The following is a 15,236-nucleotide window of genomic DNA, read 5'->3' on the forward strand; positions in this document are numbered from 1 at the left end:
TACTAAAAATCGGTCTTTTTGGGGGATTACGTGGTGCTTCGTCGGCCTTTTGAGTTGTCTTTTTGATACAGTTGCTGCGCAGTCCCGGCACACCATCAGCGGGTATATCCGTGATGCTGGTACCGGCGAAACATTAATCGGGGCCAGCGTACAGCTACAGAATAATGCATTAACCGGAACGCGCACCAACAGTTATGGATTTTACTCTCTCACTCTCCCCGAATCCGATTACGTGCTTGTGTTTTCACACGTAGGCTACCAGCCGCGGGAAATTGCAATCCGGCTCAACGGAGATAAACCTTTGGATGTTACCCTGTCGGCGGGTGAATTGCTTGACGAAGTAACAATCGGCCGGACGATGCGGGACGATCATATACGGAACCCGCAAATGGGTGTGAACCGGGTTGATGTCAATGAAATCAGGCACGTGCCGGTATTGTTTGGCGAAAAGGACGTGCTTAAGACGATACAGCTTCTGCCAGGCGTGGTATCCGGTGGCGAGGGAAGCAGTAATTTTCATGTGCGTGGCGGCGCGGGCGACCAGAATCTCATTTTATTGGATGAGGCTACGGTGTACAATGCATCTCACCTGTTTGGTTTTTTTTCCACATTCAATTCGGATGCGATCAAGGAAATAAAGCTGTATAAGGGGGGGATGCCCGCGCAATACGGTGGCCGCCTGGCTTCTGTACTGGACATTCTGATGCTCGATGGAAACCAACAGGCATTTGGTGCCCAGGGCGGCGTTGGCCTTATCGCCTCGCGGCTGAAAGTGGACGGACCAATTGTCGCCGATCGTGGATCGTTCATGATCAGCGGCCGGCGGACCTATGCAGACCTCTTTCTGAAGCTGTCCGATGACCCGGATATCAACCAAAGCCGCCTATACTTTTATGACTTGAACGCCAAGGCAAATTACCGGATCAATGAACGGAATACGGTATTCCTATCCGGATATTTCGGAAGGGACGTATTGGGGTATTCCAATCAGTTTGGCTTTGACTGGGGAAATGTAACGTCCACGCTTCGCTGGAACAGTCTGCTGAGTGAGCGGATGTTTTCAAATACGGTGCTTGTATTCAGTGATTTTAATTATAATGTTGCCATTACGAACAATGATTTTGACTTTGCCATCGCATCCCGCATTCGCAATTACAATCTGAAGCAGGATTTCCAGTTTTATGCATCCAACAGCAGTACGTTGCGTTTCGGGGTGGATCTGCTGAAGCAGCGTATCCAGCCGGCAAGTATCGAGGCCAATGAAGATACGCCGGTCAACAGCCTGCAGCTTGAGGACCGGCGTGGCGCGGAACTGGCTGCTTATCTTTCGCACGAATGGAAGCCCATCCCACAGCTTAGTTTGGTGTACGGCCTCAGGATCAGTAATTTTTTGCTGTTCGGTCCGGGAAATTTTTCTACCTATGATGAAGCGGGAGATATAATACAGCGCGAGGCATATGAAAAGGGAGAACTCGTAACGCATTATCTCCAGTTTGAGCCCCGGCTCTCGCTGAGCTACCAATTGAATGCGGATAAGAGCATTAAATTTTCGTATAACCGAAACACGCAGAACCTGCATCAGCTGTCTAATTCCACCTCCAGCCTGCCAACCGATGCGTGGGTAATGAGCAGCAATAATATTAAGCCACAGCTTGCCGATCAGGCGGCGCTTGGGTACTATCAGCAATTTGGCGGTAATACATTCGAGTTTTCGATCGAAACCTATTATAAGTATATGCAGCATCAGATCGATTACCGGAACGGGGCAGATCTGCAGGCGAATAGTCACATTGAATCGGAGCTGTTGTTCGGCCTTGGCCGTGCATACGGCGTGGAGTTATTTCTGAAGAAGAAATCGGGGAAATTTAACGGGTGGTTAAGCTATGGGCTGTCACGCAGCGAACGCCAGTTTGATGCCATTAATGAAGGCAGGTGGTTTGCCGCCCGGCAGGACCGTACACATGATGCAGCTGCCGTGGCGATGTACCAGCTGTCGCCCCGCTGGAATGTATCGGCGACATTTGTTTACAGCACCGGCAATGCTGTTACGTTTCCTAGTGGTAAATATACGGTCGGCGAGGAAACCCTCTGGTATTATACCGAGCGCAATGGATACCGTATGCCTGATTATCACCGGCTTGATCTGGGCGTGACCTGGGAATCGAAACCGACGAATCGGTTTGCTTCCAGCTGGACGTTGGGCGTTTACAATGCCTATAACCGTAAAAACGCTTACTTGATTGATTTCCGGGAGAGTGAAAAAAATCCGGCAGTAACCGAGGCATACCGGATTGCATTATTTGGCATTATTCCGTCCATCACATGGAATTTTAAGTTTTAGGTTATGAACAACATAAAGTTTTTTATTCTTGTTATCAGCTCATTACTTTTTTCATGTGAAGATGTTATTGACTTAAATTTGAATGACGCCAACCCGCAGCTGGTCATCATAGGAGAGATACATGATCAAGCGGACCAGCAGGTAATTACGTTAAGTAAAACAATGGCATTTAACCAGGAGGGTGGGTTTGATGGCGTTTCAGGAGCACAAGTGGAAGTGACAGACGGATTAGGGGTAGTCCACCGGTTTACGGAGCATTCGCCGGGCAGGTATGTTGCTGATCATTTTTTTGGAAGGATACGCGAAACATATCACCTGCTGGTGCGTGTCGATGGAAATACGTATACTGCTGTTTCACAGATGTCACCCATGGTCCAGATTGATTCTGTGGGTACCGCGGTGACCCACCTCTTCGGGGAAGAACAGAAATACGTGGCAATTGCATACCAGGACCCGCCCGAACAACCCAACTATTACCGTTATATGCTCCGCGTGAATGGCGGTCCCAGCCGGTTTGCCCATGCCGCCAGTGATAAGTTTAATGATGGCAATTATATTACCGAGCATGTGAGCAATGCGGACGAAGAATTACATACAGGTGATGCTGTGACCGTCTATATGCAATGTGTGGACCAGGCTATGTTTGATTTCTGGAACGCCGTGCAACTGACAAATCCGGGCACCGCGGCTCCGGCAAATCCCCCATCCAATATTGAAGGCGGCGCGTTGGGCTACTTCAGCGCCTATTCCATGGCGGAATTGAATCTGGAGATTAAATAACCGGACCCGTATTACAGTGTATCGAACTGATAGCCCTTTGCCAGCCAGTACTCAATGGCACGGGGTAGGGTATACGTAACCCTCGGAATGGCCTTCACGTTGTCGTGGAAAACAATAATGGAGCCATTGCGGGCATGCCTGATTACGTTGGCTAAACAACGGTCCGGTGACAGTTGCTGATCGAAATCACCGCTGAGCACATCCCACATAATAATTTCATACTGGTGACGCAACCTGGCATACTGGGCCCGCGTACCGCGCCCATACGGGGGGCGGAACAGATTGGTGTGAATAAGTTGTTCACACTGGTTAATATCTGCCAGATAGGTGTCTGTCGGTGTGTGCCAGCCGTTTAGGTGATGATAGGTGTGGTTCCCGATCCGATGTCCGTTTTCGAGCAGGCGATGGAATAAATCAGGATGTTTTTTTATATTTTCGCCAACACAGAAAAAAGTGGCCTTTATTTGATAATTTTTTAACGTGTTTAGGATTTGCGGTGTAACATCCGGTATGGGACCATCGTCAAATGTAAGATAAAGACGCTTTTCTGACCGGCTGCGGTGCCAGGTGAGTGCGGGATAAAGCCATTGAAGCAATAAGGGAGCTTTTGTCAGATACATCTTTTTTTTGCGAATATAAGGCTTAGGACAGAAATCGCCGGAAAACAAATCAGTTAAATGAAAAAACAAACCCGTTTTAATTGCCTGATCACCATAGCCGTGTTGGGCGGCAGCATATGGTCTGCCACAGCGCAGGAACAACTCTCCATCCGGGACGCCATCCAGCGGGCCGTAGAAAATAACCTTCAGGTAAAACAAGCTGAATTTCAATATGCATTAGCGGATCAGGACCTGAAACAATCAAAAATGAACTTTTATCCAACCGTGAATGCCATGATATCGGGAAGCAAAAACTGGGGATTGTTTTTTAACTCCGATGTAGGCCAGCTGACCACGGAGTCGGCCAATAATGTAAACGGCGGGCTGAATGCCAATGTGAATCTTTTTCAGGGATTCATGCGTGTACGCCAGGTAGCGGCCAATCGCCACCAGCTCATGGCTGATGCCAGTAACATTGATAAGACTAAAAATGATCTTACGCTGGCGGTGGCTACGAAATACCTCGAGTGCCTGACAAACCTGGATCTGCTCACAGCCAGCGAGCAGCAGCTCAGCCTTTCCGAAGAGCAATTAACGGTGGCCGAAGCTAACTTTGAAGTAGGAAACAATACGTTGGCCGATTTGTCGCAGGCAAAAAGTCAGGTGGCCACGGATGAGCTCAATGTTACAACGGCCCAGAATGCATATGACCTTGCGATACTTGACTTAAAACAATTGATGGAAGTTAATCCCGCAGTGGATATCCAACTGATAAAACCTAACATCGCCGAATTTGAAAATACGGAGAATGTTTATAGCGCGGCGCAGGTTTATGAAGAAGCGGCTTCGATTTACCCGGATGTACGGATGGCCAGGGAGCAGACTCAGGTGGCCGAAAGAAATATTGCTATCGCGAAGAGTGCTTATTATCCTACGGTCAGTCTTGGAGGGAATCTGGGTACGAATTATTCCTCCGCCATCCCGGATCTTGAGATCAACTCGCCGGTAATGCGGTTTGGCAAGCAGTTGCAAAGAAACTTCGCGCAGTCGGTAGGAGTTACGATTAATATACCGATATTCAATAATCTGCAAACGAAAATTAATGTAAACCGTGCGAGGATCAGTTACCAGAATGCACTCGTTAACGAACAGTTGACCAATAATAACCTGAGTAAGATCATCAATCAGGCGGTATTGGATCTCCGTTCGGCCGAAAAGCGGCTCTATTCCACGGAAACGGCTTTTACATCGGCAAAAGATGCATTCGAGGTAATTGAACAACGCTTTGAGGTAGGGCTGGCCAATTCCATTGAATTGTTTACCGCCCAAACAAATAGGAACAAGGCGGAGTTTGATTATATCCAGGCGCGATACGACCTCATTTTCAGGAGCAAGGTGATTGATTTTTATCTCGGCAAAACCATTGCATTCGGAACGGAACAGGAAAACTAACAACCCAAATTTATACTAATGGCAAAAAAGAAAAATACCCTTAAATATGTGCTCATCGGGGCAGTTATTTTATTGATTCTGGTCGTCGTCGCCAATAAGGCGGGTTGGATAGGCCAGGGGGATGTTATCAAGGTGGCCACCGATAAGGTAGAGAAAAGGACGGTAAACGAACAAGTGTCAGCCAGCGGAAAGGTCCATCCGGAGGTAGAAGTGAAGCTCAGTTCCGAAGTTTCCGGTGAAATTGTGGAATTGAATGTAAAGGAGGGTGACGTTGTGACCAAAGGACAAATCCTGTGCCGCATACGGCCGGATATTCTGCAATCGGGATATGAGCGGGCCGTAGCGTCGTTAAATGCCCAACGGGCCAGCCTGTCAGTTGCGGAGCAACAACTTAAGCAACAGGAAGCCAATTTTGCCAATGTAGAGGCTACGTTTAAGCGAAATCGGGAACTTTATGATAAAAAGGTGGTCTCCGCCGCGGAATTTGACCAAGTACGGGCCGATTATGAAAGCGCAAGGGCAAACCTAGAAGCGCAGCGGCAAAATGTATTGGCTACAAAATACGGTGTTGACCAGTCGCAGGCATCTGTGCAGGAGGCAGGCGATAACCTGGCGCGTACTACGATTTATGCACCAACTGATGGTGTGGTTTCATTGCTCCAGGTGGAACTCGGCGAACGTGTGGTAGGTACGGCGCAGATGGCAGGTACGGAGATCATGCGGATTGCCGATATGAATGCTATGGAGGTAGTTGTTGAAGTCAACGAAAATGATATTAACCGGGTATCGTTGAACAACGAGGCAACGATTGAAGTGGACGCTTTCCAAAACCGGAAGTTCAAAGGTCGGGTTACGGAAATAGCCAGTTCATCAACCACCGCAGCCGCTGCAACAGCAACCGAGGCGGGCACTGATCAGGTAACCAATTTTAACGTGAAAGTCCGCATACTGCCCGAATCGTATGAAGATCTGATTAAGGAAGACCAAGCTAATCCATCACCATTCCGGCCGGGGCTTTCGGCCACGGTAGATATCCATACCCGTCAGGATACGGGTTTAGCGGTATCCATACAGTCCGTCACGCTGCGCGAAGCCCAGGATACCACCGCAACTGCCGCGAAACCAACCGGCACCTCCGCAAACGGTAATGCTAAAATGAAGGAATATGTGTTCGTATATGATAATGCGGGGAAAGTGCGCCAAACAGAAGTGACGACCGGTATTCAGGATGATACCTATATCCGTATTCTTTCCGGCCTTTCGGAGGGGGATGAAGTGGTGTCACGGCCGTTCAATGCCATTAGCAAGACATTGAAAGACGGTAGCCGCGTGGAAAAAGTTGATAAAAACAGCCTGCTGTAGCGGGCTGTTTTAAAATTTCATTTTGGTTTGGACTGATTATAAATAATTCCGTATCTTCGCAGGCGATCAACAAGAATTGATGATGATTTGCCCACTGGCTCATTTTGAGGAAGTCTATAAAACAGATCACGGAGCAGTATACCAATGCAGCAGGCAGAATTGCTATTGGCTTGATTTTGCTGGCGGCACAACTGCATTTAAGGTGAGTGACTTTTTCAGTTTCAAGAAGAAAGTCGATGCGGTGGACATCTCTGCCATGGTCATCGATTCGTCACGTACAGCTGATTTCACGATCATCATGCCTTTCCGCACCCCGCGTTGTTTCGTGCTGGATATTAATGCCGTGCTGAATTTGCGGGAACTGCTGGCAGGGGCGAAGTTTATGATCGAATTAAACAGTGTAATCAATGAATGCCTGCACGCAACCCCAGGCCATGCATTCCGGCCGCAGATTACCGATCATTGACGGTATTTCCTGATAATTTAGACTGAATTTGTATTGCTTTTGTTTTGAATGGTTTACCCTTTCGTTTTCGTATATTTGTATTACTGAAAACATGGCGTCATAACCATGATCAACTTTAAAAGGACAAGTACTATGAAAGATTTATTGCGTTTGAAGACTTCATTAAATGAAGAAATCGAAAAGATATTAAATGAACAGATTAAAGTAGAGGCACACTCTTCATCCATTTACCTGGCGATGTCGTCTTGGTGTGATGATCAGGGATACGATTTCAGTGCTGATTTCTTCGCCAAACAATCGGAAGAAGAGCGTACGCACATGCTGAAGCTTTTTAACTACGTAAATGACCGGGGTGGTCGTGCAATTTCTCCCGAAATAGTCAATATTCCTGCAGACTTCGAATCGTTCCGCGGTGTCTTTGAACAGATGCTTGAGCAGGAGATGTATGTGACTCAGCAGTTTAATAATATTGCTGATAAATGTATGAAAGTAAAGGACTTTGTGACATTCCAATTTATCCAATGGTTTTTGGAGGAGCAGATTGAGGAAGAATACGTGGCGCGCCGGATTCTGGAAATGTTCGATGTGATCGGAGAGGAAGGCACGGGTCGCTGGGAAATTGATAAACACATTCCGAAAGTAAGCTACGAAGGTTAGTAACCGTGTGACATGCCATACAGATCGGGCTGCCTCTTTTCCGGAGGCAGCCCGATTTTTTTTGCAGACATACGGATTATATCTTATCTTTCGTTCTCTATAAACAGGAGCAGGTTTATTCAGCTTACTCGCATTATATTTGATACAGATATACCATATTATTTTACTGAAGACAGTTGCCACCGATAGCTATACATAGGCTCCTTTTCTTTGCGTTTCTTTTTATGTCGGTACACGCCCTGGGGCAATCCCGGCAAAAAGAAATCACGGGTGTCGTAATCGATACTTCGGGAGCGCCGTTGCAGGGTGTGAATGTCCGGCTTTCCACAATTTTGGACACAATGCTGGTTACAACTGCCCAAAATGGGTCGTTCGCATTTACTGGTGTTATCGGTCCCGATTTCCGTCTGACGTTCAGTATGATCGGTTACCAGATCCTCGATAAGGTTTATCAGTCTGAGCTTCCCGTGGCTTCTATCCGGTTACTTCCGACGGTGTTACGCCCGCAACAGACACTGTTACGAGAGGTCGTGATAAACCATGTGCGGCCGATAGTGTTTATGGGCGATACCATCCAATATAACCTGGATGCGTATAACATCCGGAAGAACTCATTGCTGGAAGAAGCGCTGAAATTACTGCCCGGCATACAGGTAAGCCGCGACGGTACGGTTCTGGCTCAGGGAAAACAGATCAGCCGGGTACAAGTGGACAGTAAGAATTTCTTTGGTGGAGAAGTGTTGACTGCCACAAGGAACCTACCCGCTGAATTTATCCAATCGATACAGGTTGTTGATTATTATGGCGACATGGCGAGTAAAACAGGTATCCGAGATTCGCCACCGGAGAAGATACTTAACATCGTGTTGAAAGAAGATAAGAAACGTATTCTCTTCGGCCAGGTAACCGGAGGCGGGGGGACAAGCGACCGATATATCGGCAGTATGGGTATCAATAATTTTAATGACGGACAAGAATTTTCCATGGTGGGTTCGTTTAACAATACAAACACCAGTCTGTTTAGTTATGGTGCACCAAGTGGTGCCGGTAGCAGGGAACGGGGCAGCACCGATTTAACCGGCATGATGGATCCCGTAGACGGTGTAAATACGACCAATTCACTTGGACTGACCTATTCCGACGAGGTGGTGGATAATGTAAATATATACGGAAAATATACGTTTACCAATCGGAAAAATAACACCATTGGTAACTCGCAGTTGCGAAGTATGTACGATTTCCGACCCATCATTAATCAGGAAAGCCGGGAAGTAAATTCAGATAATATGCATCACCTGATGACTTGGGATGTAGAGGCTCAGCTGGATGCTAAAAACTACCTTAAGGTAAGCCCGAATATCTCATTCAATTCTTCCCGGATGAACAACCAGAGTGTAAATACGATTCAGAATAAAAGCATCGCCAATGAGCAAACCTATCGAACTTATGAGGCGAATGAAAATGCCTCATCCCCGAATTTTGATGTTGATATTCTATATTCACGCCTTTTTAATAAGCCGGGTCGGAAATTCGTATTGAATATGCTGGGGAGGTATGCCAAGCAGGATAAACTGGATAGTATTAATGATTATTTCCAGAGTGTTGACATTTATACCGGCTTACCTAATGAAGGAGGAGTAAATGCATTGGAACAAAATGTAAGAAGTAATAGCCGGAACCAGATTGGCCGGCTACGTGCTGCATACATTGAACCCATTGATAAAAACAGCATTCTGGAAATCAATTACGAATATAATTATACGAATATTGATAACCGGCGAAGCGTGTGGGATCGGTCGGAACAGGTGCCTGTCGACTCGTTGAGTGTGGACTATGCTTACTTTTTTGAAAGCAACCGTATTGGCCTGAATTACCAAATGGACAAAAGTGAACGGTTCAGGTATACGCTTGGTTTTGCAGTACAGCCGTTGTTATTAAGCGGTCATACACTCAGTAGGGAAATAGTCACGCGGCACCGGAACGTTAACATGATACCGAGCGCTGGCTTCCGTTATCGCATTAATGACGAAAGTGAATGGTCTATTGATTATCTCGGGACCAATAACCAGCCGAATTTTTCGCAGATACAACCGGTGCAGGACCTGACCAACTCTCAGAACATCATTATGGGTAACGCTGAGCTCAAGGCTGAATTTGTGAATCGGATTACGACACGGTATCGGCGCACCAGAATAGGCATGAACCGCTTTTTTGAAGCGCAGTTATCCGTAAATCAGGTCCAGAACAAAATTGTGACCATCCGCGAAAGCCTTCCAAACAGTACGGTGCAGCGTACCAGTTTCCGCAATACTAATGGTTATTTTGATGTCCGGGGCTATTACATGTATAGTACGCCGGTGTTCAATGAAAACGTCCAGCTTAACCTCAATGGCATGGCCGACTATGTCAATAACATCTCATATATAGACACGGCACGCTATTTTGGACGTAATTTTATCTATTCCCAGGCAGCGCAGCTCCGCTTTTCAGTAGCCGATGTCATTGAAACGGAGCTGAACAGCAGCTATACATTCAACCGTACCCGCTATTCTTTACTGTCAACCGAAGGGATTAGCGCGAACTCATTCTTATTCGGGTTGGCGGCAAAAGGATATCTTTCCGACAATTGGGCCTTCGGTTTTGATATGTCGCACCGGCTTAATACCGGATATTTTGTCAATGCAAATCCTACATTGCTGAACGCCTACATTGAATGTACGTTCCTGAAGAATAATATGGCGCTACTTCGCCTGCAGGGATTCGACCTGTTTAATGAAAACACCGGTGTTACCCGGGAGGTGCTGGGCAACGATGTGCTGGATGTCCGTAATAATCGGCTTGCCCGGTATTTTATGCTGTCGCTGAATATCCGTCTGCAAAAATATCCGTCAAAAACGTGATGAAAGCTATCGTAATCCGGTCGCCCGGAGGGCCCGATCAACTAACGCTGCAGGAGCGGCCTATTCCTCAGGTGACCGCCAACGAGGTATTGATTAAAGTACATGCGGCCGGGGTCAACCGCCCTGATATTTTTCAACGGCAGGGTAAGTATCCGGCACCGGAAGGGATTGTGCAGGATATTCCCGGATTGGAAGTGGCCGGAACAGTTGAAGATTGTGGCCGCACGGTTACGCGCTGGAAACCGGGTGACCGAGTTTGTGCACTGCTGCCGGGCGGCGGATATGCTGAATACGCCGTAGCTGATGAATCGCACTGCCTGCCTATTCCGGTGAATGTATCGTTTTTTGAAGCAGCTTGCCTCCCGGAAACGGTGTTAACTGTGTGGCACAATGTTTTCCAACGTGGCCGGTTAATAAGCGGCCAGTCATTTCTCGTACACGGTGGAAGCGGGGGGATCGGCACCACCGCTATTCAGCTGGCTTCCCTTGCAGGAGCAAAAGTGTATGCCACGGCAGGAACGGATAACAAATGCCGTTTTTGCGAAAAACTGGGTGCGGTGTCCTGCATCAATTACCACGACCGGGATTTTGCGACGGAACTGGAAGCCGGAACAATTGACGTATTGCTGGACAGTATCGGTACACCTTATTTTGATCGCAATATTGACTTGCTGGCTGAGGAGGGTCGGATCGTTTTTATTAATGCGATCGGTGGACGACAGGCTGTACTAAACATTGGCAAGTTAATGCAAAAACGCCTGACGTTGACGGGAAGCACGTTGCGTAATCGGGACAGCGCGTTTAAGGCGGAGTTATGTCGGGCCGTTGAATACCACGTATGGCCCTGGCTTAGTCAGGGACACTTCCGTCCGGTTATTTCCCGCATTTTTGCCCTCACCCAGGCATCGCAAGCACACACGCTGATGGAGTCTGGGAACTTTATCGGTAAACTCGTATTGGAAACTTGATGTGTCGCGCGACTAGCTAAATACTTTTAGCGTTTTCATTTTCGCAATTTTTATGCATATTAGCTGCACAACTGATTAGCATGATCTCCCTATGAAAATCATATTTACTTTGTTATTGACACTGGCCGGTATATTCAATATTTACGGACAGGAAGTAACCAAGGTCGACCGGCCGCTCGATTATGTCAATCCATTGATGGGTACCCAATCTGTTCACAGCTTGTCCAATGGCAACACATATCCGGCTATTGCTCGGCCGTGGGGGATGAATTTTTGGTCGCCTCAAACGGGGAAAATGGGCGATGGGTGGATGTATACATATACCGCTGAACGCATACGCGGATTCAAACAGACACACCAGCCATCTCCTTGGATGAATGATTATGGCCAGTTTTCCATTATGCCCATTACCGGCGAGCCTACTTTCGACGAAAATGAACGTGCGAGCTGGTTTTCCCACAAAGCCGAGATTGCCCAACCCCATTACTATCGTGTTTATTTGGCAGACCATGATGTTACTGCGGAAATTACACCTACCGAAAGAGCAGCCCGGTTCCGCTTTACGTTTCCACAGACCGATAGTGCATTTGTAGTTATTGATGCGTTTGATAAAGGTTCATACGTAAAAATCATCCCCGCGGAAAACAAGGTCATTGGTTATACGACCCGCAACAGTGGCGGCGTTCCGGATAATTTCCGTAATTATTTTGTCTTGGTATTCGACAGGCCTTTTACTGGACTGAACACTTTTGCTGATTCGGTTCTGGTAGATGGCAGGCTGGAGATGCAGGCCGACCACGTTGGAGCAATCCTTGGTTTCCGGATTGCGAACCGTGGGGATCAGGTACAAGTGAAAGTAGCGTCATCTTTCATCAGCCATGAACAGGCCGAATTAAATCTGCGGGAAATTGGCGATAAGAATTTTGAAGCGGTCAGGCAGGAAGGAGCGGACCGCTGGAACGCCGAACTGGGTAAGGTGCGGGTCGCTGGGGGAACAATCGATCAGGTGCGCACGTTTTATTCCTGTTTATACCGGACTATCCTGTTCCCCCGCATGTTCTACGAGTATGATGCGGATGGGAATGTGATCCACTATAGCCCGTATAATGGACAGGTTTTACCGGGATTCCTATTTACCGACACCGGTTTTTGGGATACTTTTAGGGCGTTATTCCCCCTTTTGAATCTCGTTTATCCCGAAGTTAATCAAAGAATACAGGCTGGGTTGGTTAATGCTTATCAGGAGGGGGGATGGCTTCCCGAATGGGCAAGTCCGGGTTACCGGGATGTGATGGTTGGCAATAACTCAGCTGCGGTGGTGGCTGATGCGTACATCAAGGGTATACGGGGCTACGCAATTGAAACGTTGTATGAAGCATTACTGAAAGGGAGCAATGAAGCTGGCCCGCTTCCGGCCGTGGGCCGCGCTGGTGCTGCGTATTATACCAAGCTGGGATACGTACCTTATGATGTAGGTATCAACGAAAATGCGGCACGTACACTGGAATATGCTTATGATGATTTTGCAATTTATCAGCTGGCCAAGACATTGGGGCGTCCCGCTGCGGAAATTGACCGTTATCGCCAGCGAAGCTTCAACTATCGAAACCTCTTCGATCCTCAAAGCGGATTAATGCGTGGGAAGAACCAGGATGGGAGCTTCCAGCAACCTTTCAATCCGTTCAAATGGGGCGATGCATTCACCGAGGGAAATAGCTGGCACTACTCGTGGTCAGTATTCCACGACGTAGCTGGACTAGCGAAGCTGATGGGAGGAAACGAGGCTTTTGTACGTAAACTTGATTCGGTGTTTACTTTACCACCCGTGTTTGATCACAGCTACTATGGGTTTACTATCCATGAGATCAGGGAAATGCAAATAGCCAATATGGGCCAATATGCACATGGAAATCAACCAATCCAGCATATGATCTACTTGTACAATTATGCCGGCGTACCCTGGAAGACACAATATTGGGTGCGGGAAACAATGAACAGGATGTATCTGCCTACGCCGGATGGTTATTGCGGAGACGAGGACAACGGACAAACTTCGGCGTGGTATGTTTTTTCGGCTCTCGGTTTTTATCCGGTTACTCCGGCGACGGATGAATATGTGCTTGGAGCCCCACTATTTAAAAAAGTGACAATTGAACTTGAAGGAGTTAAAATACTTGAAATTAATGCGGTAAACAATGATGATTCCCATCGTTATGTCAAATCATTAAGGCTTAATGGTATTGATTACAGTAAAAGCTACCTCAGGCACGGTGATCTGATTAATGGCGCTGTACTTGATTTTAATATGGCCGAAGTGCCAAATACCTCACGGGGTACGCGACCGGAAGATGTTCCATATTCATTAAGCCTGGAAGAATGACCTAATCTTGCCATCTTCAGGCGCTATGATGCTATTTAAGCTATAGATCTGTTTTAAGTTCTTTTTTACTGTTTTTTTATTGAAAAATAATGCGGAGTTTTTTTTGGCATTAAGTTCGCATAGCTATAGGGTAGCAAAAGAAAGGAACAAACTATGAAACGGATTTCCATATACGCCGGAATGGTAGCCATGGGCACCTTCCTGTTTTTAACAAGCTGCGTAAGCAACAAAAAGTACCAGTCGTTACAGACCAGTTACGAAGAGATGCGCGCAAAAGAACAAGAAACAAGTAAGCGGTATCAGGAGGCACAGCAACAACTGTCGTCGACCAATACGCGTGTCAGCAGTCTTGAGGATCAGATTGCTGCTGAACGGAAAAACCTCGCTGCCTTACAGGATGCACTTGATAAATGCCTCACGTCATCTAATCAGGGCAACGTCAATATTTCCAAACTGGTAGATGAAATCAATGCATCGAACCGTTACATACAGCATTTGGTAAATACAAAGAATAAGAGTGACTCGCTGAATATGGTATTGACCAACAGGCTCACCAGATCATTGAGCCGCGAGGAAATGCAGGATGTGGACGTACAGGTATTGAAAGGTGTGGTTTATATTTCGCTTTCTGACAACATGTTATATAAGTCAGGAAGTTATGAAATATCCAGCCGGGCTGGAGAAACACTCAGCAAAATAGCCAAAATTATTATGGACTATAGTGATTATGAGGTGCTCGTGGAAGGTAATACCGACAATGTACCTATTTCCCAACGGAATATCCGCAATAACTGGGACCTGAGTGTACTGCGGGGCTCATCTGTCGTGCAGGCGCTGCAAAACGATTACGGTGTAGACCCCAAGCGACTTACTGCAGCTGGCCGCGGCGAATATAATCCGATAGCCAGTAACGATACGGAAAGCGGCAAAACTCGGAATCGCCGTACTCAGATTATCATTACGCCAAAACTTGACCAGTTTATGGAGTTGATCGACAAGGCTCCTGAAAACAACGGAGCGACAGCCCCCGAAATTACAGCGCCGGCAACAACTGATACTGTAGCTTCGGAACAGCAGCAGGAAACTCCTCCGAGGGAATATGAAGTAATTCCGTTTACGCCAGAACCTTCAAGCCCCCAATAAAAGGCAGCGTGGCGTGACATGCCGGTATCCGGAATATTAATCCTAATTTTGGGTGATGATTTCCGAAACTGAAATACTGGCCCGTTTGGCGCTGGCCGCATTGCTCGGCGCGGTAATCGGACTGGAACGGGAACGAAAGGACTGGGTGGCCGGACTGCGTACACACATGATGGTCTGTCTTGGCGCTG

Annotated in this window: 12 protein-coding genes; 11 read left to right on the forward strand and 1 reads right to left on the reverse strand. The window is 47.2% G+C overall.

Going from position 1 to position 15,236, the window contains the following annotated elements:
• Positions 1-49: 49 nt before the first annotated feature.
• On the forward strand, positions 50-2,341 hold the full coding sequence (locus ABWO75_RS08315) for a TonB-dependent receptor (RefSeq protein WP_353184462.1): 2,292 nt from the start codon (positions 50-52) through the stop codon (positions 2,339-2,341).
• 3 nt (positions 2,342-2,344) lie between these two features.
• On the forward strand, positions 2,345-3,121 hold the full coding sequence (locus ABWO75_RS08320; RefSeq protein ID WP_353184464.1) for a DUF4249 domain-containing protein: 777 nt from the start codon (positions 2,345-2,347) through the stop codon (positions 3,119-3,121).
• An 11-nt stretch (positions 3,122-3,132) separates the two neighbouring features.
• On the opposite strand, the gene ABWO75_RS08325 is transcribed toward ABWO75_RS08320, so the two are convergent.
• Entirely contained in the window at positions 3,133-3,741 is a 609-nt protein-coding gene (locus ABWO75_RS08325; protein ID WP_353184466.1) for a polysaccharide deacetylase family protein, read from the reverse strand.
• A 57-nt stretch (positions 3,742-3,798) separates the two neighbouring features.
• Between ABWO75_RS08325 and ABWO75_RS08330 the strand changes: the two genes are divergently transcribed.
• From ABWO75_RS08330 to ABWO75_RS08370, 9 genes are all read left to right on the forward strand, one after another.
• Positions 3,799-5,172 (forward strand): TolC family protein, encoded by a 1,374-nt coding sequence (locus ABWO75_RS08330; RefSeq protein ID WP_353184468.1) that lies wholly within the window; start codon positions 3,799-3,801, stop codon positions 5,170-5,172.
• 18 nt (positions 5,173-5,190) lie between these two features.
• On the forward strand, positions 5,191-6,534 hold the full coding sequence (locus ABWO75_RS08335; protein WP_353184470.1) for an efflux RND transporter periplasmic adaptor subunit: 1,344 nt from the start codon (positions 5,191-5,193) through the stop codon (positions 6,532-6,534).
• A 79-nt stretch (positions 6,535-6,613) separates the two neighbouring features.
• Complete coding sequence (locus ABWO75_RS08340; protein ID WP_353184472.1) at positions 6,614-7,000, forward strand: hypothetical protein; 387 nt, start codon at positions 6,614-6,616, stop codon at positions 6,998-7,000.
• Positions 7,001-7,132: 132 nt separating this feature from the next.
• Positions 7,133-7,657, forward strand: coding sequence for a ferritin (locus ABWO75_RS08345; RefSeq protein WP_257656539.1), 525 nt, complete (start codon positions 7,133-7,135; stop codon positions 7,655-7,657).
• 224 nt (positions 7,658-7,881) lie between these two features.
• Positions 7,882-10,557 (forward strand): outer membrane beta-barrel protein, encoded by a 2,676-nt coding sequence (locus ABWO75_RS08350; RefSeq protein WP_353184475.1) that lies wholly within the window; start codon positions 7,882-7,884, stop codon positions 10,555-10,557.
• Positions 10,557-11,525: an NAD(P)H-quinone oxidoreductase gene (locus ABWO75_RS08355; protein WP_353184477.1), complete on the forward strand. Its 969-nt coding sequence runs from the start codon at positions 10,557-10,559 to the stop codon at positions 11,523-11,525. Before ABWO75_RS08350 ends, ABWO75_RS08355 begins: the two co-directional genes overlap by 1 nt.
• 91 nt (positions 11,526-11,616) lie before the next feature.
• The gene (locus tag ABWO75_RS08360) at positions 11,617-13,905 is read left to right on the forward strand and encodes a GH92 family glycosyl hydrolase (protein ID WP_353184479.1); all 2,289 of its coding nucleotides are present in this window, start codon (positions 11,617-11,619) and stop codon (positions 13,903-13,905) included.
• Between the two features lie 153 nt (positions 13,906-14,058).
• The gene (locus ABWO75_RS08365) at positions 14,059-15,048 is read left to right on the forward strand and encodes an OmpA/MotB family protein (protein WP_502922398.1); all 990 of its coding nucleotides are present in this window, start codon (positions 14,059-14,061) and stop codon (positions 15,046-15,048) included.
• Positions 15,049-15,103: 55 nt separating this feature from the next.
• A partial coding sequence (locus tag ABWO75_RS08370) for an MgtC/SapB family protein (protein ID WP_353184483.1) occupies positions 15,104-15,236 on the forward strand: 133 nt, incomplete at its 3' end.

Origin of the sequence: Parapedobacter lycopersici (assembly GCF_040395035.1) — a bacterium.
GTDB lineage: Bacteria > Bacteroidota > Bacteroidia > Sphingobacteriales > Sphingobacteriaceae > Parapedobacter > Parapedobacter lycopersici_A.

Bases quoted from the DNA above. Each gene is read 5' to 3' on its own strand.
- ABWO75_RS08325 (WP_353184466.1), bottom strand. From the start codon at position 3,741: ATGTATCTGACAAAAGCTCCCTTATTGCTTCAATGGCTTTATCCCGCA.
- ABWO75_RS08335 (WP_353184470.1), top strand. From the start codon at position 5,191: ATGGCAAAAAAGAAAAATACCCTTAAATATGTGCTCATCGGGGCAGTT.
- ABWO75_RS08350 (WP_353184475.1), top strand. From the start codon at position 7,882: ATGTCGGTACACGCCCTGGGGCAATCCCGGCAAAAAGAAATCACGGGT.
- ABWO75_RS08355 (WP_353184477.1), top strand. From the start codon at position 10,557: ATGAAAGCTATCGTAATCCGGTCGCCCGGAGGGCCCGATCAACTAACG.
- ABWO75_RS08340 (WP_353184472.1), top strand. From the start codon at position 6,614: ATGATGATTTGCCCACTGGCTCATTTTGAGGAAGTCTATAAAACAGAT.
- ABWO75_RS08320 (WP_353184464.1), top strand. From the start codon at position 2,345: ATGAACAACATAAAGTTTTTTATTCTTGTTATCAGCTCATTACTTTTT.
- ABWO75_RS08360 (WP_353184479.1), top strand. From the start codon at position 11,617: ATGAAAATCATATTTACTTTGTTATTGACACTGGCCGGTATATTCAAT.
- ABWO75_RS08345 (WP_257656539.1), top strand. From the start codon at position 7,133: ATGAAAGATTTATTGCGTTTGAAGACTTCATTAAATGAAGAAATCGAA.
- ABWO75_RS08330 (WP_353184468.1), top strand. From the start codon at position 3,799: ATGAAAAAACAAACCCGTTTTAATTGCCTGATCACCATAGCCGTGTTG.
- ABWO75_RS08365 (WP_502922398.1), top strand. From the start codon at position 14,059: ATGAAACGGATTTCCATATACGCCGGAATGGTAGCCATGGGCACCTTC.